This window comes from Enterococcus sp. DJ147D b (genome assembly GCF_058216655.1).
Genome location: NZ_CM177104.1, coordinates 1,058,579 through 1,083,975, shown reverse-complemented (window position 1 = coordinate 1,083,975; position 25,397 = coordinate 1,058,579). Strand labels below are relative to the sequence as shown.

16 protein-coding genes and 1 pseudogene are annotated in these 25,397 nt (G+C 36.2%); 3 read left to right on the top strand and 14 right to left on the bottom strand.

All coding sequences use genetic code 11. The features are described 5' to 3' along the window. Nucleotides 1-219 precede the first annotated feature (219 nt). Both uvrA and uvrB read right to left on the bottom strand, forming a co-directional pair. Entirely contained in the window at nucleotides 220-3,045 is a 2,826-nt protein-coding gene (gene uvrA / locus AC4BD1_RS05235) for an excinuclease ABC subunit UvrA (RefSeq protein ID WP_490467170.1), read from the bottom strand. A 16-nt stretch (nucleotides 3,046-3,061) separates the two neighbouring features. Beyond that, a complete protein-coding gene (gene uvrB, locus AC4BD1_RS05230; RefSeq protein ID WP_206908851.1) occupies nucleotides 3,062-5,056 on the bottom strand; it encodes an excinuclease ABC subunit UvrB in 1,995 nt (664 codons plus the stop codon). A gap of 258 nt (nucleotides 5,057-5,314) precedes the next feature. Between uvrB and AC4BD1_RS05225 the strand changes: the two genes are divergently transcribed. Next, entirely contained in the window at nucleotides 5,315-6,808 is a 1,494-nt protein-coding gene (locus AC4BD1_RS05225; protein ID WP_490467168.1) for an amino acid ABC transporter substrate-binding protein/permease, read from the top strand. Nucleotide 6,809: 1 nt separating this feature from the next. After that, nucleotides 6,810-7,547, top strand: a complete 738-nt coding sequence (locus AC4BD1_RS05220) for an amino acid ABC transporter ATP-binding protein (protein ID WP_206908847.1) — start codon at nucleotides 6,810-6,812, stop codon at nucleotides 7,545-7,547. 269 nt (nucleotides 7,548-7,816) lie between these two features. On the opposite strand, the gene dnaJ is transcribed toward AC4BD1_RS05220, so the two are convergent. From dnaJ to AC4BD1_RS05190, 6 genes and pseudogenes are all read right to left on the bottom strand, one after another. Further along, a complete protein-coding gene (dnaJ, locus tag AC4BD1_RS05215) occupies nucleotides 7,817-8,989 on the bottom strand; it encodes a molecular chaperone DnaJ (RefSeq protein ID WP_206897730.1) in 1,173 nt (390 codons plus the stop codon). Nucleotides 8,990-9,250: 261 nt separating this feature from the next. Then, nucleotides 9,251-11,080, bottom strand: a complete 1,830-nt coding sequence (gene dnaK / locus AC4BD1_RS05210) for a molecular chaperone DnaK (RefSeq protein ID WP_206909906.1) — start codon at nucleotides 11,078-11,080, stop codon at nucleotides 9,251-9,253. A 46-nt stretch (nucleotides 11,081-11,126) separates the two neighbouring features. Beyond that, nucleotides 11,127-11,690, bottom strand: a complete 564-nt coding sequence (gene grpE, locus AC4BD1_RS05205) for a nucleotide exchange factor GrpE (RefSeq protein ID WP_490467166.1) — start codon at nucleotides 11,688-11,690, stop codon at nucleotides 11,127-11,129. 96 nt (nucleotides 11,691-11,786) lie between these two features. Beyond that, on the bottom strand, nucleotides 11,787-12,830 hold the full coding sequence (gene hrcA / locus AC4BD1_RS05200) for a heat-inducible transcriptional repressor HrcA (RefSeq protein ID WP_490467165.1): 1,044 nt from the start codon (nucleotides 12,828-12,830) through the stop codon (nucleotides 11,787-11,789). A 230-nt stretch (nucleotides 12,831-13,060) separates the two neighbouring features. Beyond that, entirely contained in the window at nucleotides 13,061-14,242 is a 1,182-nt protein-coding gene (gene hemW / locus AC4BD1_RS05195; protein WP_490467164.1) for a radical SAM family heme chaperone HemW, read from the bottom strand. Between the two features lie 101 nt (nucleotides 14,243-14,343). After that, a pseudogene (locus AC4BD1_RS05190) lies at nucleotides 14,344-15,731 on the bottom strand (tyrosine-type recombinase/integrase). Between the two features lie 168 nt (nucleotides 15,732-15,899). Between AC4BD1_RS05190 and AC4BD1_RS05185 the strand changes: the two are divergent. Next, nucleotides 15,900-18,179 (top strand): ATP-dependent DNA helicase, encoded by a 2,280-nt coding sequence (locus AC4BD1_RS05185; protein ID WP_490485941.1) that lies wholly within the window; start codon nucleotides 15,900-15,902, stop codon nucleotides 18,177-18,179. 312 nt (nucleotides 18,180-18,491) lie between these two features. Here the strand turns inward: AC4BD1_RS05185 and AC4BD1_RS05180 are convergent, their stop codons facing one another. From AC4BD1_RS05180 to AC4BD1_RS05155, 6 genes are all read right to left on the bottom strand, one after another. After that, on the bottom strand, nucleotides 18,492-18,848 hold the full coding sequence (locus tag AC4BD1_RS05180; RefSeq protein WP_490485940.1) for a hypothetical protein: 357 nt from the start codon (nucleotides 18,846-18,848) through the stop codon (nucleotides 18,492-18,494). 73 nt (nucleotides 18,849-18,921) lie between these two features. Beyond that, on the bottom strand, nucleotides 18,922-19,458 hold the full coding sequence (locus AC4BD1_RS05175) for an EF0163 family protein (RefSeq protein WP_490485939.1): 537 nt from the start codon (nucleotides 19,456-19,458) through the stop codon (nucleotides 18,922-18,924). Continuing rightward, the gene (locus AC4BD1_RS05170) at nucleotides 19,455-19,679 is read right to left on the bottom strand and encodes a hypothetical protein (protein ID WP_490485938.1); all 225 of its coding nucleotides are present in this window, start codon (nucleotides 19,677-19,679) and stop codon (nucleotides 19,455-19,457) included. The genes AC4BD1_RS05175 and AC4BD1_RS05170 overlap by 4 nt, the downstream gene beginning before the upstream one ends. 11 nt (nucleotides 19,680-19,690) lie before the next feature. Continuing rightward, entirely contained in the window at nucleotides 19,691-20,725 is a 1,035-nt protein-coding gene (locus AC4BD1_RS05165; RefSeq protein WP_490485937.1) for a phage tail tip lysozyme, read from the bottom strand. Between the two features lie 43 nt (nucleotides 20,726-20,768). Beyond that, a complete protein-coding gene (locus tag AC4BD1_RS05160; protein WP_490485936.1) occupies nucleotides 20,769-22,865 on the bottom strand; it encodes a TrbL/VirB6 family protein in 2,097 nt (698 codons plus the stop codon). Nucleotides 22,866-22,880: 15 nt separating this feature from the next. Continuing rightward, nucleotides 22,881-25,385 carry an ATP-binding protein gene (locus tag AC4BD1_RS05155; protein ID WP_490485935.1) on the bottom strand — a complete coding sequence of 835 codons (2,505 nt, stop codon included), beginning with the start codon at nucleotides 25,383-25,385 and terminating at the stop codon, nucleotides 22,881-22,883. Between the last annotated feature and the right edge of the window lie 12 nt (nucleotides 25,386-25,397).

Sequence of the window (25,397 nt, the reverse complement as noted above, 5' to 3'; positions counted from 1 at the left end):
CACAAGGAATATCATACCATAAAGAAAAAAGCAATCAAAGGAAACTCCTCCGATTGCTCAATTCTTTTTTGAACGGATTGAACTTATAGGAAGTTTTATCTATACCAATTCAGTGTAGAAAGAACTACCTTGTAATGTATTTTAGAAGATGCTATCTAAAAAAACAAGTGTTTTATCATCTTTTAAAGTTTTTTTAACCATATCACCATTTTTTAATTTTTAGACCTTTTCTTCCATTACTTTTTCTAAATATCGTCCAGTGTAACTCTCTTTTACCTTAACAATATCTTCTGGTGTCCCAGTGGCTAAAATCGTTCCGCCACCATCGCCTCCTTCAGGCCCTAAATCAATGATATAATCCGCAGTTTTGATGACATCTAGATTATGCTCGATTACTAATACCGTATTTCCTGCATCCACTAGACGTTGTAAAACATCTAGTAAACGTGCAATATCATCTGCATGTAGCCCCGTTGTCGGTTCATCAAGAATATAAAAGTTCTTACCATTGGATATTTTATGCAATTCACTGGCCAATTTCATCCGCTGTGCTTCTCCACCGGATAATGTCGTCGCTGGTTGCCCCATCGTAATGTAACCTAATCCGACATCCACGATTGTCTTTAATTTACGATGAATTTTAGGAATGTGTTGGAAGAATTCTACAGCGTCTTCAACAGTCATTTCTAAAATATCAGCAATATTTTTTCCTTTATACCGTACTTCCAACGTTTCAGAATTGTATCGTTTGCCATGACACACTTCACAAGGAACATAAACATCAGGTAAAAAATGCATTTCGATTTTGATGATTCCGTCACCACGACAAGCTTCACATCGGCCACCTTTTACGTTAAAGCTAAAGCGTCCTTTTTTGTAGCCACGCATTTTAGCTTCATTTGTTTGTGCAAAAAGATCACGAACATCATCAAAGACACTTGTATAAGTTGCTGGGTTACTTCTTGGTGTACGGCCAATGGGGCTTTGATCGATATCAATGATTTTTTCGATACTATCATAACCAGAAATTGTTTTGAATTTACCCGGTTTAGCTGAATTTCGATTCAATTTTTGTGCAAGAGCTTTTTTCAAAATACCATTAACCAAAGTACTTTTTCCAGAACCAGAGACACCAGTGACTGCCACGAATTCTCCTAGAGGAAACTTCACTGTCACGTTTTTCAAGTTATTTTCTGCTGCTCCAGTAATTTTAATTGCTTCACCATTTCCTTGGCGACGTGTTGTTGGTACAGCAATCTTCTTTTTTCCTGATAGGTATTGTCCTGTTAATGAACGTGGGTCTTTCGCAACTTCTGCAGGCGTTCCAGCTGCAACGATTTGTCCACCTTGCTCACCAGCACCTGGTCCTACATCAATCAAATAATCCGCTGCTCGCATGGTATCCTCATCATGTTCCACAACAATCAAAGTATTGCCTAAGTCTCTCATTTTCTTCAGTGAACCAATCAAACGATCATTATCCCGTTGATGTAACCCAATTGATGGTTCATCCAAAATATACAGAACACCTGAAAGATTTGATCCAATTTGGGTGGCTAAACGAATTCGTTGTGCTTCCCCACCAGATAGTGTTCCAGAAGCCCGACTCAAGGTTAAGTATTCCAACCCAACATTTTCTAAAAATGACAATCGATCGTTTACTTCTTTTAAAATCGGTTTAGCAATCATCGTTTCTTGTTCAGATAATGTTAAACCTGAGAAAAAATCAACTGCTTTTTTGATCGATAATTCATTTGTTTCACCAATATTTGTTCCATTAATTTTGACAGATAAGGCTTGCGGATTCAAACGTAATCCTTTACATGTTTGACAAGTTAATTCCGTCATATATTGACGCATTTGCTCTCTCGTAAAATCACTGCTTGTTTCTTGATAACGACGAGCAATATTCTTTAGCACGCCCTCAAAAGATGCTTCCACGTCACGCACACCGCCAAAATCATTTTCGTAATGGAAATGGAATAATTCATCTGTCCCATTCAAAACAATTTCTTGATGTTCTGCTGGTAATTCATCAAACGGTGTGTTCATATCAATTCCATAACTTTCACACGCTTGTGCCAACATTTGAGGATAGTATTGCGAACTGATTGGATTCCATGGAACAATTGCTCCTTCAGCCAAGGTCTTGGTACGATCAGGAATAACTAAATCTTGGTCTACTTCTAGTTTCAAACCTAGTCCATCACAATCGGGACAAGCTCCAAATGGCGCATTGAATGAAAACAATCGTGGCTCCAGTTCGCCAACTGTAAAGCCACAATAAGGGCAAGAGTAATGTTCACTGAACAGCATTTCTTTTTCACCAATCACATCAACCAAAGCATAGCCATCTGCCAAGCGTAATGCTGCTTCAAAGGAATCGAACAAACGTGAACGAATGCCCTCTTTTACCACTATTCGGTCAATAACGATAGCAATATCATGCTTTTTGTTTTTTTCCAGTTCAGGAACCTCAGTAATGTCGAAGGTATCACCATCCACTCTTACACGAACATACCCTTCTTTTTGAATTCGTTCAAACACTTTTTTGTGCTGACCTTTTTTCTTTGCAACAATTGGTGCTAAAATTTGGATCTTTGTCCGTTCTGGTAACTCTAACACTTGGTCAACCATTTGTTCAACCGATTGACTGGTGATCTCAATGTGATCATTAGGACAGATTGGATGGCCCACACGTGCAAAAAGCAAACGTAGATAATCATTGATTTCTGTTACTGTTCCTACCGTCGAACGAGGATTTTTACTTGTCGTTTTTTGGTCAATCGAAATCGCCGGACTTAAGCCGTCGATACTGTCAACATCTGGTTTATCCATTTGCCCCAAAAATTGGCGAGCATAAGCAGAGAGACTTTCGACATATCGTCGTTGTCCCTCTGCATAAAGTGTGTCGAAAGCTAATGAGCTTTTCCCAGAACCAGATAACCCTGTAATCACTACAAATTTATCTCTTGGAATTGTTACATCTACATTTTTTAAATTGTGCTCTCTGGCACCATGAATAATAATTTTATCGTTAGCCATCTCGTCCTCCTGCTCTTTACTCCGCTGCCTTCAATTCTAAAATTGTATCGCGTAAATTAGCGGCAGTTTCAAAATCTAAAGCTTTCGCAGCATCTTTCATTTCTTTTTCTAATTTCATCAATAAATCAGCTTTTTCTTTTCGACTCATTTCATTATAAGAAACTTGGACTGTTCCTTTGGCGTCATCTTTTGCCTCTTTTGTAATAGAAATCAAATCACGAATTTCTTTGATAATCGTTTTTGGCACGATTCCATGTTCTTCATTATATGCTTCTTGTATCGAACGTCTCCGTGCCGTTTCATCCATTGCTGAACGCATCGAGTCCGTTACTTTATCAGCATACATGATTACTTTTCCTTCTGAATTTCGTGCTGCACGCCCAATTGTTTGGACAAGCGAACGTTCACTTCTCAAGAATCCTTCTTTATCAGCGTCTAAGATAGCAACCAAAGAAACTTCTGGAACATCTAATCCTTCACGCAATAAATTGATCCCAACTAAAACATCAAACTCACCTAAACGTAAGTCACGAATAATTTCCGTCCGTTCAAGGGTTTTGATATCACTGTGCAGGTATTTTACTTTGATTCCCAGTTCTTTAAAGTAATCAGTCAGATCTTCAGACATTTTTTTCGTCAACGTCGTTACAAAGACACGTTCATTTTTCTCCACTCGGTCATTGATTTCACCAACCAAATCGTCAATTTGACCCATGATCGGACGAACTTCAATCACTGGATCTAATAAACCAGTTGGACGAATAATTTGTTGGATTACTCTATCCGTTTGTTCATTTTCATAAGGCCCCGGTGTAGCCGAGACGTAGATAATTTGATGGACATGTTGCTCGAACTCTTCTAATCTTAATGGCCGATTGTCAAGCGCTGAAGGCAAGCGGAACCCATAATCAACTAACATTTGTTTACGCGCCCGGTCACCATTATACATTCCGCGAATTTGTGGCATCGTTACATGTGATTCGTCAATGACAATCAAAAAATCTTCTGGAAAGAAATCAAGCAATGTATAAGGTGGCTCTCCTTCTTTTCGACCATCCATATGTCGCGAATAGTTTTCAATGCCTGAAGTGTAACCCATCTCTAGCATCATTTCGATATCATAGTTTGTTCTTTGTTCTAAACGTTGCGCTTCTAGTAACTGATTATTATCTCGTAACACTTTTAAGCGCATCTCTAGTTCGGCTTTGATGTTCGCAACAGCCTGTTCCATATGTTCATCATTTGTCACGAAGTGAGTAGCAGGGAAAATAGCAACGTGTCCTGTTTCACCAAGCACCTCTCCAGTTAGCGCATCTACTTCCCGAATTCGTTCGACTTCATCCCCAAAAAATTCGACTCTCAAAGCACGTTCGTCGCGTGAAGCCGGAAAAATCTCCACCACGTCACCGCGTACTCGAAACCGACCACGCTGAAAATCAATATCATTTCGTTCAAAATTGATTCCCACTAGATTCCGAATCAATTGATTACGATCAAGTTCTGCTCCTTGTCGAATTGAAACAACTTGTTTCTGATATTCAAATGGTGAACCTAATCCGAAAATACAAGAAACAGAGGCAATCACAATTGTATCGTTCCGCTCTAGAAGGGAACTTGTAGCCGAATGGCGCAGCTTATCAATCTCGTCATTGACACTTGAATCTTTTTCAATATAAGTATCACTAGATGGAACATACGCTTCTGGTTGATAATAATCATAATAAGAAACAAAATATTCAACCGCGTTTTTGGGAAAGAATTCTTTAAATTCTCCATATAATTGTCCAGCTAAAGTTTTATTATGTGCAATAATCAATGTTGGCTTATTTACTTCCTTAATCACATTTGAAATCGTATAGGTCTTCCCCGTACCGGTTGCACCTAATAAGATTTGCGCTTTCTCCCCACCAACCACACCATCCACTAATTGGCGTATCGCTTCAGGTTGATCCCCTGCTGGTTGGTACTTCGAGACAAGCTCAAATTGTTGAGAGGTATCTCTTTCAATCATTTTTCGTCCCCCTTTTCATTCATTCCTTTTCATTTTATGACTTGCAAAAAGAAAAGGAAAGCAAAGGCATTCCTTACTAAAAAATTATAACACACCGAACATACTTTCGCCACTCCTTTACCTCGGCATTCCATGTTAGAACTTCTTACATAGGATGTTAGATTTTATTGTTTTTTTCATTTTTTTAAGTTTCAGAACTTGTCTGATTCATTACTTTTCACCTATAATAAATAGATATTGAGAATTTAGGAGGTAATTATGAAAAGAAAGCATTTATTCTACTCGTTCATTTTCATAATGGCAGGATTTATCACACTTGCAACTAGTAATCCTGCCCATGCAGAAACAAACAATACGGAATCAAGTACCGCCGAGTCGATGCAGATGGCTCAGCCAAAAAAAGACAAATACGTCGTTGCTAGCGACTCTGCCTTTGCACCCTTCGAGTTTCAAAACACGGACGGTAAGTATGAAGGAATCGATGTTGAGTTAATGAAACAGATTTCCGAGCTTCAAGGCTTCAATATCCAAATGGACTATCGCGGATTTTCCGCTGCGTTACAAGCATTAGAGTCTGGACAAGCTGATGGCATGATTGCCGGAATGACCGTCACAGATGAACGTAAGCAAAGTTACGATTTTTCTGATACTTATTTTGATAGCGGAATTCAGTTGGGCGTAAAACAAGGTGATACATCAATCAAATCCTACAAAGATTTAAAAGGGAAAACAGTTGGTGCCAAAGTCGGAACCGAAAGCGCTGAATTCCTGAGCAATCATGAAGAAGAATATGGCTACAAAATCAAGTACTTCGACGCTGCTGACCAATTATATGACGGTTTGAAAGTTGGTGCGATTGACGCAATCATGGATGACTACCCTGTTCTTGGTTATGCTATCAAACAAGGTCAAAAAATTGATACCCCAATGCCAAAAGAATCTGGTGGTAAATATGCCTTCGCAGTTAAAAAAGGTGAAAACCCAGAACTTTTAACGATGTTCAATGAAGGACTTAAAGAGTTAAAGCGCACAGGCGCCTATGACAAAATCATTGATAAATATGTAGCTACTTCAAATGAGTCAGCAGACTCAACCAAAGACGAATCAACAATCATCGGTTTAATCAAAAACAATTACAAACCATTATTACGTGGTTTTTGGATGACAATCGTTCTTGCTCTAGTCTCTTTCGCTTTGGCACTAGTAGTGGGTGTTATTTTCGGATTATTCAGTGTCTCACCTATTCGTGCACTACGCATGATAGCAAGCATTTACGTTGATATCATTCGTGGAATTCCAATGATGGTACTTGCCTTCTTCATTTTCTTTGGCTTACCTGGAATTGTTGGATTTACAATTCCAGATTTCATTGCTGGCGTTATTACATTGACCTTAAACGCGAGTGCGTATATTGCAGAGATCGTTCGTGGCGGTATCAACGCCGTTCCCGTTGGACAAATGGAAGCTTCGAGAAGTTTAGGGTTGTCTTATAACCGAACAATGCAAAAAATCATCTTGCCACAAGCTATTCGAATCATGCTTCCTTCATTCGTTAACCAATTCGTTATCTCATTGAAGGATACAACAATCATCTCTGCAATCGGAGTAGTCGAATTACTACAAGCTGGTAAAATTATCGTTGCCCGTACCACACAAAGTACGTATGTTTACTTAATTATCGCAGTCATGTATTTAATCTTGATTACCGCTTTAACAAAATTAGCGAAAGTTTTAGAAAAGAAGGTGAAGTAAGATGTCAGAAAAAATCTTAGTTGAACATCTTGTAAAAAAATATGGTGAAAATACTGTATTAAATGATATCAACGTCTCAATCAACGAAGGCGATGTCGTTTGTATCATCGGCCCTTCTGGTTCAGGAAAAAGTACTTTCCTACGCTGCTTAAATCGTCTAGAAGAGCCAACGGATGGTGACATCATCATCGACGGCGCTCATTTAATGGATAAAAACACAAATATCAATCTTGTTCGTCAGCATATCGGAATGGTGTTCCAACACTTTAATTTATTCCCTCACCTTTCTGTTTTAGAAAATATTATTCTTGCGCCAATGGATTTGAAAAAGGAATCTCGCGAAGAAGCAGAAAAAAAAGCCATCAAGCTATTAGATACAGTTGGCTTAGCTGATAAAAAAGATATGTCACCAGAAATGCTCTCAGGCGGACAAAAACAACGTGTTGCGATTGCGCGTGCATTAGCAATGAACCCAGACATCATGCTTTTTGATGAACCAACCTCTGCACTTGATCCAGAGATGGTCGGTGATGTTCTGAACGTCATGAAAAAACTTGCAAAACAAGGAATGACCATGGTTATCGTTACTCACGAAATGGGCTTTGCCAAAGAAGTCGCTAATCGTGTCATGTTCATTGACGGCGGAAACTTCCTTGAAGACGGAACACCTGAACAAATTTTTGAAAATCCACAAAACGAACGCACAAAAGATTTCCTAGATAAAGTTTTAGATATTTAACCAGAGAACCTGAAACAGTTTCAAAACATGAAAAGCATCGTCAAAATCTTGAACAAGATTTTGACGATGCTTTTTTGATTCATATTCTAGAAGAACTAATCATTGCTAAGCACTTCTTTTTATCACTCGTGTCCTTCATTACCAAAGGACTTACGAGTGTATCACAACCCGTTTTTTGATTCAGTTTATTTTCAAAAAGTTCACTTTATTAAGTAAGCAGATAAACAATAAAACGGTGAAGTGACATATTTGTCGACTTCACCGTTTTATTATTTACGCTTTTTTCCGCCAAAAGCATCCTTCATCTTATCGAAAAAACCATCTTCTTGCTGTTCTTCGACTTTCATTCCACCTGCTTCAGCAAATGAGCGTAACGCTTCTTTTTGTTGCTCATTTAAGTTCTTCGGTGTAATTAGTTTCACTTTCACGTGTTGGTCACCTGTTGCACCACCACGTAGTTTAGGTGCACCTTTTCCGCGAAGACGGAAGTTTGTTCCTGTTTGTGTCCCTGCTGGAATTTTTAATTTAACATCCCCATGAACAGTTGGAACTTGAACTTCATCTCCTAAAGCTGCTTGTACAAAACTTAATGGTAATTCGTAATAGATTTCTGAACCATCACGATCAAAAATATTACTTTCTTCTACACGGAAGACTACATATAAATCACCGAACGGCCCACCGTTTTCACCTGCTTCACCTTGACCAGCTAAACGCATTTGTTGTCCTTCTTCGACACCAGCTGGTACATTTACTTTCACAGAGTGAGCTTTCTTTTCATGACCTGAGCCATGACAAGTTGGACACGGTTCTTTGATTTCTTTTCCAGTACCGTGACAAACATCACACGTTTGACGACTCATCACGCGCCCTAGTGGCGTTTGACGTTCAACATTGATTGTCCCTGAACCATGACATTTTTGACATGTAATTGGTTCCGTACCAGGTTTTGCACCATTCCCATGACAAGTGTGACAAACTTCTTCGCGGTTATATTTGATTTCTTTTTCAATACCAAAGATTGCTTCCTCAAAACTCAAATCAATTGTGTATTGCAAATCAGCTCCTTGGCGAGGTGCCGTCGGATCAACTGAACGACCTCCGCCTCCTCCAAAGAAAGAGTCAAAGATATCTTCAAAACCACCGAAGCCACCTCCACCTCCAGAGAACCCGCCAAAGCCACCGAAGCCGCCTCCGCCTCCAGCGCCATAATTTGGATCTGTGCCAGCATGACCATATTGATCATACGCAGCCCGTTTTTGTGGGTCACTTAAAATTTCATAAGCCTCAGATACTTCTTTAAATTTTTCTTCTGCATCTGCTTCTTTGTTAATATCAGGATGATATTTCTTAGAAAGTTTACGATAAGCTTTCTTTATTTCATCTTCTGAAGCCCCTTTTGAAATTCCTAAGACTTCATAATAATCACGTTTCGTTGCCATAGGCTTTCCTCCTATTGGTTCTAATACATCAAATTCACATCGCTTGTAATCATATCACATTTTAGACGAAACCAAAACTGCTGCATGCATTCTTTCAAAAGAAAAAGACTGTGGCAAAAAGTCGGATCGACTTTCCCCATAGCCTTCTCTTTTTTACGAATAGGTAGACAGTCCAGAAAAGATGGCTTTAGCCGAATCTACAGATTTCAGCTAAGTCCAAGTTTCCTGTTTTGGTCTACTCCTAGCACACTAGGGAACTAATTATTTGTCGTCACCGTCGACTTCTTCAAAGTCAGCATCAACGACATCGTCTGCTCCGCCTTGTGCTGCTTCAGGATTTTCTTGTGCTTGTTGTTGTGCAGCTTGTTCATATAATTTAACTGTTAAGTTTTGAACGATTTCATTCAAAGCATCACGTTTTGTTTTCATTTCTTCAATGTTATTTGCTTCAACTGCTGCTTTTAATTCATCGCGAGCCGCTTCTGCTTTTTGAACTTCTTCTGCGTCTACTTTACCTTCTAATTCTTTCAATGTTTTATCAACTGAGAATAATAAAGCATCTACGTCATTGCGAAGATCCACTTCTTCTTTACGAGCTTTGTCAGCTTCTGCATTTGATTCTGCATCTTTTACCATACGTTCGATTTCTTCGTCTGATAAACCTGATGAAGATTTGATAGTGATCTTTTGTTCTTTTGAAGTACCTAGATCTTTTGCTGATACATTGACGATTCCGTTTTTATCAATATCAAAAGTAACTTCGATTTGAGGAATACCACGTGGTGCTGCAGGAATATCAGTTAATTGGAATCTTCCTAATGTTTTGTTATCAGCAGCCATTGGACGTTCACCTTGTAAAACATGAATATCTACAGCCGGTTGGTTATCAGCAGCTGTTGAGAATACTTGTGATTTACTTGTTGGGATCGTTGTATTACGATCAATCAATTTAGTAAAGACTCCACCCATTGTTTCGATACCTAATGATAATGGTGTTACATCAAGTAAAACAACATCTTTTACATCACCAGTAATAACGCCACCTTGAATTGCTGCACCCATTGCAACAACTTCATCAGGGTTTACTGATTTATTTGGTTCTTTACCAGTTTCTTTTCTTACAGCTTCAACAACTGCAGGAATACGAGTTGAACCACCAACTAAGATTACTTCATCGATTTCAGATTGTGATAAACCAGCATCTTTTAATGCTTGGCGTACTGGAATTTTTGTACGTTCAACTAAGTCAGCTGTCAATTCATCAAATTTCGCACGAGTCAATGTCATTTCTAAATGCAAAGGTCCTGCTTCGCCAGCTGTAATAAATGGCAAGCTGATTTGAGTGCTTGAAACACCTGACAAATCTTTTTTCGCTTTTTCAGCAGCATCTTTCAAACGTTGTAAAGCCATTTTATCTTGACCAAGGTCTACGCCGTTTTCTTTTTTGAATTCCGCAACCATGTAATCAATGATCTTGTTATCAAAGTCATCCCCACCTAAATGGTTGTCACCAGCTGTTGATAGTACGTCAAAGACACCATCACCTAATTCAAGGATTGATACGTCAAATGTACCACCACCAAGGTCAAATACTAAGATTTTTTCGTCGCGGTCTGTTTTGTCTAAACCATAAGCTAAAGCTGCTGCTGTTGGTTCATTGACAATACGTTCAACTTCCAAACCAGCAATTTTACCAGCATCTTTTGTTGCTTGACGTTGTGCATCGTTAAAGTATGCAGGAACAGTGATAACTGCTTTCTCAACTTTTTCACCTAAGTAATCTTCAGCAAAGCCTTTGATATATTGAAGAATCATTGCAGAAATTTCTTGTGGTGTGTAAGATTTTCCTTCCACTTCTACTTTATATCCAGGTTCGCCAATGTGACGTTTGATTGATGAAATTGTATTTGGGTTAGTTACAGCTTGACGTTTTGCCACTTCACCAACTTGGATTTCACCATTTTTAAATGAAACTACAGAAGGTGTTGTACGGTTTCCTTCTGGGTTTGCGATAATTTTTGCTTCGTTTCCTTCTAATACAGCAACTGCAGAGTTTGTTGTACCTAAGTCAATACCAATAATTTTAGTCATATTAACGTCTCCTTATTAAATAAAATTTATTTTATAGTTGCACGAATTACTGCGCGACAATGACCATTGTTGGTCTTAATACGCGATCGTGTAATTTGTATCCTTCTTGCAAAACTTCTACAATCGTATCTGCCGGCAACTCATCAGATGCAGGAACAGTTTGGACTGCTTGGTGAAGCATTGGGTCAAACGTTTCGCCTTTCGCAGGAATTTTTTCGATTCCTTCTTCTTTAAGTGCAAAACGGACACCTTCTAATACCATTTCGACACCTTTTTTCAAGCTAGCACCTTGTTCGTCTGAAACTTCTGTTGCTAGCGCTCGTTCTAGGTTGTCAATTGAAGGCAATAATTTTTTTGCTAAATCTTGCGAACGATATTTTTGCAATTGTTCACGTTCATTTTTTCCGCGATTTGCCATATTGGCAATTTCAGCTCGGGCGCGTAGGAACTTATCTTCCATTTCTTCTAAGTCAGCTTTCAAGTTGACGATTTCAACATTTTCCACTTCAACTTCTGAAACACCTGAGTCTTCCGCAGCTTCTGTATCGACTTCCAAATCTTGCTGGATGTCTTTTAATTCTTTGTCTAATTCCTCTTGGTTTTCTTTCACGATACAGTCTTCCTTTCATTATTCAGTCAGCTGTCTTGATTATTCATACTAAAAATCAGATTAGCTGCTATCAATCTTAGAAATACGGACTTACGATCATGAGCCAGATAAATCAAGCAAACGATAGTAATCAGCCAGCTTATTCGCTAGTTCTTTTCGATAGACATCAACCAAACCAAACATTCGTGAATAAGGCATGCTTGTTGGTCCGAGTAAGGCAATGGTTCCTCGACCATGCCCATCAATTTCATAACTTGCTTGAATCATACTCATGTTTTGTAGCAAATCATTACCTAATTCAGAGCCAATCTTAATATGAATATTACTATCCATTGGAACAATCATTTGAGTAAGCTCGTCGGAATCTCTCATTAAAGAAAACATCGACTTAAACTGATTCAAATCTTGATGGGGTTCATAATCAAGTAGATTCATTTGTCCACTCACATAAATTTTATCTTCAAATACTTGACCTAAAACAGCATCAAATAAATAAGAGATACCTTCCGTTGATTGGAAATATTTATGTAAGATCATTGGGATCTCTGTTCGTAATTTTTGATAAACAGTCATTAGTGGATCTCCCACCAAGCGGTCGTTAACAAGCCGAACCATTTTTTCTAAATCTTGACTCCCCAAATTTGCTGGAAGAGTAAATACCTGACTTTCAACATTACCTTTATCCGTCACCACGATAGCAATGATTTGCCGATGGTTTAACGGAACGATTCGGAAACCCGTTAATCGGCGATCTTTCACTTCTGGTCCCAACGAGAATGTCGTATAGCTTGTCAATTCAGACAAGATTTCAGCAGATTGACGTATGATTTCGTTGATCTCATGAAATTCTTTCCCTAAAGACTGCCTAATCACTTGCAAATCATCATTTGTTACACGAGTTGGTTTTAATAAATGATCCACATAATAACGATACCCCATTGCAGATGGAATTCGGCCAGAGGAAGAATGAGTTTTTAATAGTAGCCCGTCTTCTTCTAGCGCCTTCATATCGTTACGAATCGTCGCTGAACTCGCTTCAATTCCCTCGGCCATTAGCGTTTTGGAACCAACGGGTACGCCACTACTCGTATAGTTTTGGATGATCAGACGCAAAATATCACTTTGTCTCTGTGTTAACATCTTCCATCACCTCTCATTAGCACTCCTATCTTCTAAGTGCTAACCTACTTACTAATATAACAAGCCGCCTGCTTTCTGTCAAGAAAAACACATCATTTTTTAGCACTCTTCCATTCCGAGTGCTAACGATAGATTTTATTCAAAAAAGAGCGAGAAATCAATATTTTTTTGACTTCTCGCTACGCAATTATTTGTGATTATTTTTTTATTTAATTAAATTTAAACAATTTTTATTTATTAATTTCCGTTTTTGGTAACAAAAATTTTTCAAAAACTTCGTTCCCTAAAAATGTACCTTTGGAGGTTAAATAAATTCTTTCGTCCGCATTCACTAACAAGTCTTCTTTCACTAATGCATCTAATGTTGACTGGTAGAGTGACTCTATCGTTTGTTGATAACGATCATAAAAATGTTGTTTGCTGATACCGGATTTTTTACGTAAACCCAAAAACATTTCCTCTTCAATCTGATTATTTCGTGATAATTTCTCTTTTTCTAAAATTGGTAAGTTTCCTTCACGCAACGGATGTAAATAATGTTGGATTGGTCCTTTATTTCGATAACGCGTTTGATCGAGATACCCACTTGCCCCTGCACCAAAACCAAAGTAATGATCATTGTTCCAATACATTAGATTGTGTTGTGATTCATGACCGGTCAGCCCAAAATTACTAATTTCATATTGATGACGGCCATGTCGTTCCATTGCTTCAATCGTTTCCTCAAACATCTGCGTTTCTGTTTCTTGATCAGGCAACTCCAATCGCCCTTGTCTCACCCAATTCATGAACATCGTTTTGTTTTCCAAAATCAATGAGTATAAAGAATAATGCGGCAAATCTAGTGTTAATGCTTTCTCCAATGTATCACGATAATTTTCAAGTGTTTGTCCAGGCAAAGCATAAATCAAATCGATACTTACATTAGAGAAGCTTTCTGCTTCCAAAAATGACATTGTTTGGTATACATCTTCTGCAGTATGTTTTCTACCAATTTTCTTTAACAAACGATTATCAAAGGTTTGGACTCCCATAGATAAACGGTTCACATCATAATTTTTCATAACCTGTAACTTTTCACGAGTTAAATCACCTGGGTTCGCTTCAACAGTAAATTCCTTTCCAGATCGAAAAGGTAAAATATCACGGGCACCTGCTAACAAACGATCCAATTGTTGTGCGGATAGTGAAGTTGGTGTCCCCCCACCAATATAAAGTGTTTCTAAATCAGCTATAGGGTGTTTCTCCATCATCAATTCCATCTCTTTTAGTAACATTTCGACATACTCATCAACTGGTTGCCCCTCTAAAAAAACTTTATTGAAGTCACAGTAATAACAGATATGCTCGCAAAATGGAATATGGATATACGCAGAAGTTTTACGTTCTGCGGAATTAGTTGTTTCATTCATTGAATTAAATTCTCCTTACATCGAAAAGTCGTACCATTTTTCGACCTTCTTTTCGATCACTCATATAAAAGCATACTAACTGTAATTGAGAAACAAATCCACTAAAAAATCCAAGAATCGACTTCTTGGATGACTTTTTCTTTCGTTGTACTAGACACCTGGTTGTAGATTTCTAGCGTTGTTTTCATATTGGAATGACCCACTCGATCCATGATAGCTTTGATTGGCACACCTGCTTCAGCCAAGAGAGAAATATGCGTATAGCGAAAGGTATGCGTAGTCACATGTTTATTAAACTCGGGATATTTTTCCCTTAAGATATCTTTGACACATTTTACTGGCTTTTTATTACTTCCACGTCCATTCATAAATTCATTAAACGAATGATAAACAACTGGTGTGCCATTTTGCGTCTGAAAAATCGTAGTCGAAAAAAGAAAATGTTCGGCACCCTTTACCTTTTTGTGATAGGCAGTCTGGTTCTTTCTTTGATATGTTTTTATAAAAGTCCCTGTTTCTCGTTGCCTCATTTCTTTTTGCCTCGCTTCATTTATTTGAATTCGATTTCGAATAATCGCAAGCGAACGATCATCCAGATCGATTTCCCGAATGCCCGAATGGAGGAAATCGTCTTTGGTGGATTTCGTATGTACTGTTCAATGGTTCTCCCAGCAGCCACCACTGCTTCATCAATCACTAACTTCTTTGCATGAAAATCCACTTTCTCAACCGTCAATGCACTTAATTCACCAATTCTCAACCCATTTCGAATCAGAAATTCTGCCATATCCAAGTATAATTTCCCCATCCTATTCATTTCATGATTTCTTTCATATTTCACATCGATTGCCTGTAAAAGTGTACGGATTTCCGCTTTCTCTAGAAATTTCTTTTTCCTGCGTTGAATCGCTAATATCTTACGATCATTGGGGATTTTCAACACAACCTTATTCAAATCAAACAAGACGAAGTCATGTCGGTAACCATAGGAAAGGATTTGGTTTAGTAACGAGCGAATCTTTTCCAATGTCGCTTTTTCTAAAAGCCTTTTTGTTTGCTTCGAGCGGATAGTTAAGATATCCGCCCATATTCCTTCCACCAATAAAGGAGTTAACTGTTGCAGTCGCAAATCATTAGTAAAATACGGTTGTAAATAACGTGCGTAAATTTCTTTTTGATAATGGACGGTTGTTTGACGAACGGTCGGTGCCCAAGCCTTCAACCAAAGAGCAGTTAGTTCACCAAATGTTTCACATTTCTTCGCGTCAGAAAAAATCGCATATGTATGAAATTCTTCTTTTATCTGCTCTCTTAAATAGCGTAACGCTTGTTTTTCACTTTTAAATCTTTTGGCTTTCCAGTTAACACTCTTCTTACTCATTTTTTTCTTGACTGGATCATAATAAACTTGAAACGTGCGTAAATAACTTTTTTTATCAATTGTTGTATAAGAACTTCGCAAATACTGGTTTAAATCTGACGACCGCAGTAGTCCTACCTCCTTTCATAAAAAAAGAGCACTGCTAATATAGCAATGCCCTATATTTTATATCTTTAAGTGATTATGTATCTTTTATTTTTAATTAATGATTTTTATTAAAAAAAAAAGATATGTTAAACTATACATTAGCTTTTAATATCTGAGGAGGGATACATTTTGAAAGATATTACAATGGAGATACTTAAATATTTTGAAGAAAGACTTCCCCACATTTTTCAAAAGAAAAATAGTACACGACAGCATCAAGTACAAATGGCACTAGATGTAGCGGAATTTCTATTTAACGAAAGAAAAAATATTATGTTCCTAGAAGCTCCGGTTGGAACAGGAAAATCTTTAGGAGTACTTGTACCTTCATCTGTCTATACCAGAGAAAAAGGAAATAATATTTTATATGTAACCTCCACTATCAATCTCCAAAGTCAAGTATATGACGTTGATTCAGTCACATTAGAACAATTGGCATTGATTAATAGTAATCAAAAACTACTTGCGCAGGGGAAATCGAATTATACCTGTAAAAGTTGCTTTTATGAAAATATGGATAGATTTAATTATCAAGAACAACTGTTGTTATCTTCTTTTTTTAGCAATTGTAAAACTGGTACATTTTCTGAATTAGAAGAACTATATCCGGAGTTCGATAAGAATAAAAGAAAATTTTTATCTATGGATAACCTTTCCGCTGGCTGTTATGATCCATCATGTCATAGTCATAGCCATAGGAAAGAATACAAAAAAAACTACAAACTTGTAATAACTAATCATAATCAATTAAATCAATCTTATATAAATCAAAGAAATGGATTCCCCCCAATTGTAAACTTTAGAGATAACGTATTAATAATTGACGAAGCTCATTCTTTCAAAGAAAATTTCCTTTCAAGTTTAGAACAAGTGTTTATATTAAAAAAATTCAAACAACTAAACATCTCTGAAAATAGAGATAATTTTCTTAGCATCCTAACAAAGCTATCTAACATTAAAAAAAAATATGTAAAGGAAAATTCCGAAACTTCTTCAATGCGCTATAATGTTAAAGACGAAGATAAAGAGTCTCTTAAACAATTAAAAGATATTTTAGAAGAAAATTACCTTCATCTTACTTCAAAACAGAAGCATGAAACTCCTGATGCAGAACTTATTAGCAGTGCATCCGAATATCTATCAAATTTTATGGATCAGAGTAATTATAAATGCTGGGTACAATTCGACAAAGGTGATCTATCTTTACATTTCGTTGATCTTAATTTCAATAAACAATTTAGGAATTATATTACTTATCTATCCACCAATTCAAAAATTATTTTTATGTCTGGTACTTTGACGACAGAAGATTATGAAACAGATTTAAATACAAATTGGTCATTATCTCCAAGAGAATATAGATATACAGGTTATCCTAGTGTCTTTTCTCTAAAAAAACAAGCTATTGTATATATACCTAAAACTTACCCTTCTCCTAACAGTCCTCAACATATTCTCTCAGTTCAGAAAAATTTATCAAGAATAATAAATACTATGGTTGGTGGCTCCCTTATTCTCTGTACTTCTAATGAGTATGTGTCTCTTATATCGGAATATTTAAAAAAAATCGATGATATTAAAGAGAATGTGTATGTTCAAGGGGAAAGTGATACCCAATTTCTCAGTAATAAATTTAGAGAAGATGTTAATAGCATTTTGGTCGGCTCAGGAAGTTTTTTTGTAGGATTTTCAGTAGAGGGGACATCCTTGAATAAGTTAATCCTCCCTAAATTACCTTATCCAGTTCCAGATGATCCTTATATCGAACTAATTTCTCAAGGATATGAAAAACAGGAAATCTATAATGAGTTTATTCATCCTATGATGCTTACTAAACTTGAGCAAGGACTGGGAAGGCTTATCCGGAGTAAAAGTGATTATGGAATAATTACTATATTAGATCCTAGAGCTCAATCTAAAAAAAATGTAAAAAAATTTATTGAAGAATTAGGCTATTACATAACTTCGGATATGACAGAAATAATTACATTTGCTAATAGTAATCATGAAAGAAACGTAACTACTGCCTTACCCATCTATAATAGAGAAAATTTAACTCTCCCTAGAATTATCTTGCACGCTTTATCTAAAGAGAAAAGCAAAACAGCTCTCAATAAGCCAAAAACAACTGATAGCAAAGATAATGATTTACAAACGTGGCTAAAATCTTTTGTTGCTCAGCACAAAAATGATACTGAATTTCCAGCTAGCAGAATACTATATAAACAATGTAAAAACCCTAGAGACGCCTATCAAAAAGCAATCAATTTTTGTCATCAAAAAGGAATAGATTACAAAATTGTTGCTGAAACATTCCCTTATTATAATGAGAGTTTCTCTAGAATGAGTCCTACGGTTTGTGGTCCTGTTATTATAACTCCAACTGTACGAGAAGATGACAATCTTTAAATAATTTAATATCAAAAAAACAGATCAATCAAAAACTTTAATAGATTTGATTCTAGTAGTTAAGTTCCTTATAATCATAACTTTTTGAAACCATGTTTTTTGCTTGATATCTGATTTCTTATTCCTAGAAAGTCTATAATAATGCATTCCCAGTTTTTGATACTACTAATATGGTTAACGTCTCATTTTTTAAATTTTAACAACAATGAGGGCACTGCTAATATAGCAATGCCCTCTCTATGTTCAAATATTTCCCACATTAATTACCGAACGATTTTCGGCTTCAGTAAATTTTATTATTCGTCTTTGACTCTACTTAAACTTTCCTGTTTTATAGATTACTTCATAATTACCACTTGATTTCATATCATTAAAAGATACTTCACTTCTTGAAGAATCGAGTCGTTTATTTTCATCATAAAAATAATAATACTCAAGCGCACTTTCCTTATCACTAACTGGCACCCATACATTAGCAAGATAACGATTACTATCTTCATCTTTATAAATCAAAAAGCTAAATCCATCTTCTTTATATTCATCACCATATGCAGAATCTTTCATAATTTCTTGCTTAAATTCTTCACCCGTTTTATCCATTTTTGACCCACAAGCACTTAATGTAATCATGCTAAATATTGCAACTAACAATAGCAACCATTTTTTCATGTCATTTATCCTCCTAGGAATATAGTAATATTATATCATAAGGATTCATAATCATATTAAATAATTTCGTTATTTAATATTCTTGTTTTAGCGTGTTATAAGTCATTTCTGAAATCTTATTATCTTTAACTTTCACTAATAACATAATACGAATTTTTGAACCATTTTGTACACAATCGAGCAGTACAGCATATTCTTCCTTGTTATTTTGATAAATTGAAGTTACTTTCCCACTGCTTTGAAGTTTTAGTGCGGTTTTAACATCAATGCCATTTTTTTGAATACATTTTTTCGTCATCAGTTTTTTTACTTTTTCGTTTCGATCATTGATACTAGAAAAATTGGCATAAGCTTCACCATATTTTTGCAGTAACTCATTATCTGTTTTTTTACTTTTTTCAACTGTAACCATTTTTGAAGCAGAACTTTTCGTTTCTGAAACTTGACTACTATCGACTGTATCGTTAGTTTTTTCAATACCATCGACAGGTTTCATCTTAACAGCACTTTCAGTAGCGGAAAATGTTGTTTGTTCCTCATTATTATTTGAGCAAGCACCTAAAAAAAACGCTAAATGTAACAACAATAAAGCTAACCATTTTTTCTTCATACAGTACCTGCTTTCAATCTTGGTACACGTTTCATTTCTTTCAAATAAACTATTTTAGAAAACATTCCATCAGAAAACTTCACTCGATATTCTTTATTGTTAACAGAAACTAGAAAACCATCTTGAAATTTTCTAACAACAAATTCATTTTTCTTACAGCCAAACTTTATACAAATTTCTTTTATCTGCCTTCTAGTTAACAAACTATTTTTACTAAACATGCGCTAACCTCCTATTTTTTTCTAACGATACTCGCAACTTTTGTAAATTCTCTTCCCCACTGCCGATTGTATTTCGCACAAATTTGCCCTTGTTCCGCATTTTGTTCATAAGTGGTAAATTTTCCATCTTTCTCTACGCTAGTTATAATGCCAGTATGACCATATATTCCCGGTGACAATGCTTCACCACCCGGCCAATTGATTACGTCCCCTGCTTTTATATCAGAAGCTTTCGGATTGAAAATCACTTTCCAACCAAATTTTTCCCAATCATAGTCACTACCAATAGCGCCCGCAAACATATGTCCTGAACCCATCATTTGTGGACCACCTAACTTTTCAACGTAATATGCCGTTAAGCCATAACATTGTCCGCCGTTAATCGTTTGTCCCATCACAGCTTCTAAAACATCAATTTTTCCCCCACCTATATTTGCTGAACCATTTCCCATCGAACCAGTTGAAAGTCTCTTATACCAATTATTAGCACTCGTCTTCCTTTTAGTCTGTTCAATTGGATCATCTTTTGTGCCTGCACGTTCCCAATGTTTCAAAATATCAACAGCTAAGGTATTTACATCTGTACCTTTTGACATTTTTTTCAATAATTCACTATCAGAGCCATCATGGTTCCAAGCAAAGTCCATTTGGACTGCCGTAAGTTTCCAATCCTTACTCCCCTTTTTAGCAAAATTCAACAGGTCAACACGCCGACTTGAGTCCCATTGACCCAATCCCATTGCATAACCGCCAATTGAAGGATTAAATGCAGTGGTTTCATTAAACGGTAAATCCGATTGAATACGTGAAGGAATCAAGCCACTTTCATGTTCCATGTTTCCAAGCCACGCAGCCGCAAATTGTTGTGTGCCACCGTTAGCCTGTACAAAATTTGCAACATCAAGCGCAACTTGTTCCTGTGGCGTTTCAGGATCAAAATGAGAAGAATCGCCATCAGCTCCTGAAGAAAAAACACCTAAAAACAAAATAAATGGTAATAAAAAGAAGACACTACACGCCAAGATAAAATAAATTACTTTTTTCATGACACACCTCACTTTTTTTTCAAATAAAAAAGACTGGTTAAAATTACCAGCCTTCCGCAAAATCAGTACGTTCTTCTTCAAATGTTGAACCGAAAAATTCTTCTTCTGTTGCTTCTAAATTCCTAAAATTTTCTTCCGAATGATAAAAAGAAAATACATTATTTAAAGCATTTTCCGTATTTCCTACAATTAATTCTTGGTCTGATTCACCATCAAAATAAGCTCGTTCGTCTCTCTCAAATTGCCACTCATCAAAATTATCTACAACTACATTCATACTATTTTCAGCCACGTCATTACTAATCGGTTCAGAAGATTCAATATTCTCACGCTCAATTGGTTCCATTTCAGTTTCTTCCTTTGGTTCTAACTCAATCGAATAATCTTCATTGTTTTGTTCTTCTAATTGATCTAACTCAGGAACATCTAACACATCTGCTTCAATTTCTAATTCAGAAGGTAACGAAGCTTCATCATACATTCCTAATTCAGACTCATTCATTGCGTCTTCATCTTCATACTCACTACCGAGCGTTTCAATATCTGCTTCAAGCATATTATCTTCTTGTTTTTCTTCACTCATGAAATTATCATCTGGTGATTCTTCTCCACCTTCTGATATATTTTCCATATCTTCTGTTTCAGCAATATCTTCTACTTCAATTGGCAAATCACCTTCATCTTCTGTTCGTCTTTTAAACAAAGAAGATAAACTCTGACCTAATTCAGACGTATCATTCCCATAAGAAAAATATTCTCGCCCCAAATTCAGCGCTTTATCATTTTGTGGTAATAGATTTGACGCTCCTTCTAGCGCTAATGGAATGTTTCCAGTGTAGGCACCTAAGCCAGCTTTTCCTGCATTTACGCCAAATTCACCAGTTTCTTGCACTTTTTCTGTTACCTTGCTTTCAAAAACAGGTTCCGCGATTTGACCATCAGAAAAATAAGTCAAGATTCTATAACGATTTTTCCAGAGTTTTCGTAAGAAAATAAATTTCACAATAATCATCACTAACATCGTTCCAAGTAGAATAATCCCTCCACTTAAAACCATTAGTAAACTATCGCTAATCTTATCCACCATTCCTAAAAATGCTTGGTCAATCAATTTATTTACCCAAAAAAGCACGGACAAAAAAACACCAAAAACAATTGGTAAGAATAAAATTCCAATCAATGCTTTGAAAAACTTGAACATCACCATTTGACATTTTGGAAAGAACGAGAACAAAACAATAATTGGAAAAACTAAAATTAACAAATTAACAATAATTTGAATAATCGTTAACATCACGTTTATATACGTCACAGGAAAAGAAAGGATACCTAAGTTAACAATCCCTACCCAAACTGCAAAAGCCTTTTCCATTGTCTTATTTGCATTTTGTTCAAAATATGGATTTTCTTTTTCCAAGCTTTCAATATAAGTATCTCTATCATCTATAAATTTATCTCTTTCTTTATCACTCAATTTGGGTTTCTCTAACAGCTTACTATAATTTAGCTTTTCGCCATTCTTCATTTTTCCGTCCAACGAACCACTATTCACATAATTAAATGTTTGTTTCACAGTGGCATCAAATAGCGGACTTTGATATACACCACCAGCATCTGTTGAGCCTTCATCTTTTCCATAGCTTGTCCCTGCAATAAAGTTTTTCTGTACATCTTTCGTCAACTCATTCACAGACTTAATTAAAAATGTTGACGTATTGTAACTAGTTGGCACACCGTTTTGTCCTGTTGTTGAAACTTGACCAAACCAAGCAAAAAATACTGCTACAACTAATAAATACTGTAAGAGTACTTTTGAAAAATTTCTTGAACTGAAAAAGAACATATAGAGCAAATAAAAAGAACTAACAATCACTGCTAATCCTAATAAGGTACCTCCACCTATATTCTTTCCCCCGAAATTATTCAAAATACTAACCGACATACTGTAAGACGAAGTTTGCTGGTCAATGAAGAAATCGGAACGGTTCAACGCATTTTCACAAAAAAGAAAAAATGAAGCAAACAATTTTAAAACAAAAAACGGAATATCTACAAAAAACCAATTGACGACTTGCCACCCTTTATCTAACAAGCCACCGCCTACCGTATAAGCATTGTAACTATCAATTAAATACTGCATATCATAAGCCCCTTCCTACGCTGAAAAACGATTTTCCATAACCGAGGCTTCCGTATCATCAACTGTTTTAAATAGTTCTAACCATTCCTCAAAAATGACATGAACAACTACTCGATTGACTTGTCCAAACATGTCTTTAAGTAAACACTGTCCTTGTACCATATTCGATACCCATTTCATATTTTGTTCATTGATTGGCAAGTTCAAGTGGTGTAAAATGCCTTCTCTATTTTGTACTTCATCAAAGCAAACAACTGTACCAAAGCCCATGCCATCATCTTTATCATCTAAATCATTCACTGATTGTGTGATTAGCACTAAAAAGTTATTAAATGATCGTCCAATCCGTTTCATTGATTTCAAAATTGCTTTTCCTTCTGGTGAAGATTGGAAGATCCAACTTTCATCAAAAAACGTTACTGTTTCTTCTTTTGGATTTCTTGAACCAAATTTTGAACAAAATGTCCCTAACGCAAACATCAACGTCACAGATAATCGTTTATTTTCATCTAACTGTTCCTCTTTATCCGTTGGTAAATCTAAATCTTCAATTTCTAAAATCGTTACTTTCTTCTCAAAAGATAGTCCTTCTACTTCACCATGTGAAAAAGCTAATTCTAAAATTGATCCTTTAATCGTTGAAAGTAAGAAACGTCCCATATCTTTGACATCAGGGATTTCACTTTCTGCCAAACGCTCGATCACATGCCAAAAGCCAACTTGTTTTCCTAATTTACGTTCAGAAACGACACTCGCAATGGTTTCGTTAATTTCTGTTTTTTGTTTTAGATTCCATGTCCCTTCATAAATATTCGTCAACATGGCTTTCGCTGTCGCAATTGCTTCTGTTTCATCAAATAAAACGATTGGATCAAGTACACCACGATTTTTCTGATCCCGAACATCTAGCGTTACAAAGTTAAATGAACGTACAAAATCAACATCTAACGGATATTTCTTTTGATAAGCCTTATTGTTGATTGCCCGCATAAATTGACGGCGCATTTCTTTTTTAGGATCAATGTACAAGACTTTATCTTTTAAAGTAGCGCACTCCATAAATAACTTCTTAGCTGTCACAGACTTTCCGTTTCCTGTATCACCTGTCAATGCCCAGTGCGGATTGTTCGTTTTCTTTCCTTTCACATCTTGTTTATTCCCTAAAAACATATTCATAAAGATTAAATTTTTAGAATTCAAAATAATACTATTTCGATCTTCTTTTTCTTCAAGTGTCGTATCCACACGACCAAAGTAATACCCTAAATTGGTGCCAGCTTTCAGTGACGTAAAAAAGTTTAGCTCACCCAGTGCTTCAACTGTACTAGTATGTTGCCATTTGGCGTTTTTCATACGCATAAAATTACCGTATAACGTTGATTGGAAAAGATACGGGTTATCAAATGTCGCTCTCAATAATGGAATACCTAAGCTTCCAAGGCGATTCATCAAGTATTTCTTACGAGCACGCATTTGTTTTTTCGTATTCCCACTAACAACAATCACCGTTTTCCAATCAATAATATCCACGTTATCATCAATTTTTTGGTCTAAATCATCTAAAGATAATTGTCCTTCAACGATTTTTCGTTTTTGTTTCGAGCCAGCTAAATGTGCTTCCTGCATAATATTTTTCGTTCGAGTACGTGCCCGAGAAGACCGACCAGAAAGCGCTAATTGCCCCTTATTTTCCGCAAAAGTCGCCTGTACCTTCACTTCTACTGGGAAAGGCATTTTTTGAGTAATTTCTAATAAATGGTTGCCATCAAGAAAGACACCCATATCTCCTACAGGTAGATAAGAAACATAGCTTTCGCCATATTCACAATTAAAACGTAAGCCACCAGAAAAAAGCGGTTTGATTTTTGTTGCCATCAAATTGTCCAAATTTTGACTTGAAAGAATGTCTTTTCGTTCGTGGGAAATATTTTTCAAGAATTGGTAAGATTGGTAATAATATAATTCATCTTCTGTTAAACGCTCAACTAATAATTCAGACAAATTTTGATACACTTCTTGTTCCTGATCGTGGTAACTTTTTTCCCAATCTTCATCAAGTGTAATATCAAAGCCAATCCCCTTAACTACTTTTTCAGAAACATGGTCGATTGCTTTTGTAAAACTTTCTTTCAGTTCTACTGCAGTATCTTTTTTAAGCAATGGAACACCAATGATCCACGTATATTCATAGACCATACCCATTTCATTTTCTAAAACAACAGAAGTCTTTTTTAATTTATCCACGCCAACAGCATAATTTTCTTGGTCAATTAAGGAACGCATTGCACCCATTTTCCCTCGAATATCTGCATTGACAGGTAATAAATCAATTTCAAAACCACCATTTTGTTTTAACCTTTTCAATGCACGAGCTACTTTTTTCTTTGTCTTTTGTTTCTTTTCTGCATCAGTTAAAGTTACGGTTTCAGAACGAATACGATAATAAGCAATCGCCGTCTTTTCTTGTGTTAATACTATATTTTTTTTACTTAGTTCAATCAACGGATATTCTAGTTGCATTTCTTTCCTCCT

Excerpts from the sequence above, each read along its gene's own strand:
- uvrA (WP_490467170.1), bottom strand. The coding sequence starts at position 3,045 with ATGGCTAACGATAAAATTATTATTCATGGTGCCAGAGAGCACAATTTA.
- uvrB (WP_206908851.1), bottom strand. The coding sequence starts at position 5,056 with ATGATTGAAAGAGATACCTCTCAACAATTTGAGCTTGTCTCGAAGTAC.
- AC4BD1_RS05225 (WP_490467168.1), top strand. The coding sequence starts at position 5,315 with ATGAAAAGAAAGCATTTATTCTACTCGTTCATTTTCATAATGGCAGGA.
- AC4BD1_RS05220 (WP_206908847.1), top strand. The coding sequence starts at position 6,810 with ATGTCAGAAAAAATCTTAGTTGAACATCTTGTAAAAAAATATGGTGAA.
- dnaJ (WP_206897730.1), bottom strand. The coding sequence starts at position 8,989 with ATGGCAACGAAACGTGATTATTATGAAGTCTTAGGAATTTCAAAAGGG.
- dnaK (WP_206909906.1), bottom strand. The coding sequence starts at position 11,080 with ATGACTAAAATTATTGGTATTGACTTAGGTACAACAAACTCTGCAGTT.
- hrcA (WP_490467165.1), bottom strand. The coding sequence starts at position 12,830 with ATGTTAACACAGAGACAAAGTGATATTTTGCGTCTGATCATCCAAAAC.
- hemW (WP_490467164.1), bottom strand. The coding sequence starts at position 14,242 with ATGAATGAAACAACTAATTCCGCAGAACGTAAAACTTCTGCGTATATC.
- AC4BD1_RS05180 (WP_490485940.1), bottom strand. The coding sequence starts at position 18,848 with ATGAAAAAATGGTTGCTATTGTTAGTTGCAATATTTAGCATGATTACA.
- AC4BD1_RS05175 (WP_490485939.1), bottom strand. The coding sequence starts at position 19,458 with ATGAAGAAAAAATGGTTAGCTTTATTGTTGTTACATTTAGCGTTTTTT.
- AC4BD1_RS05170 (WP_490485938.1), bottom strand. The coding sequence starts at position 19,679 with ATGTTTAGTAAAAATAGTTTGTTAACTAGAAGGCAGATAAAAGAAATT.
- AC4BD1_RS05165 (WP_490485937.1), bottom strand. The coding sequence starts at position 20,725 with ATGAAAAAAGTAATTTATTTTATCTTGGCGTGTAGTGTCTTCTTTTTA.
- AC4BD1_RS05160 (WP_490485936.1), bottom strand. The coding sequence starts at position 22,865 with ATGCAGTATTTAATTGATAGTTACAATGCTTATACGGTAGGCGGTGGC.
- AC4BD1_RS05155 (WP_490485935.1), bottom strand. The coding sequence starts at position 25,385 with ATGCAACTAGAATATCCGTTGATTGAACTAAGTAAAAAAAATATAGTA.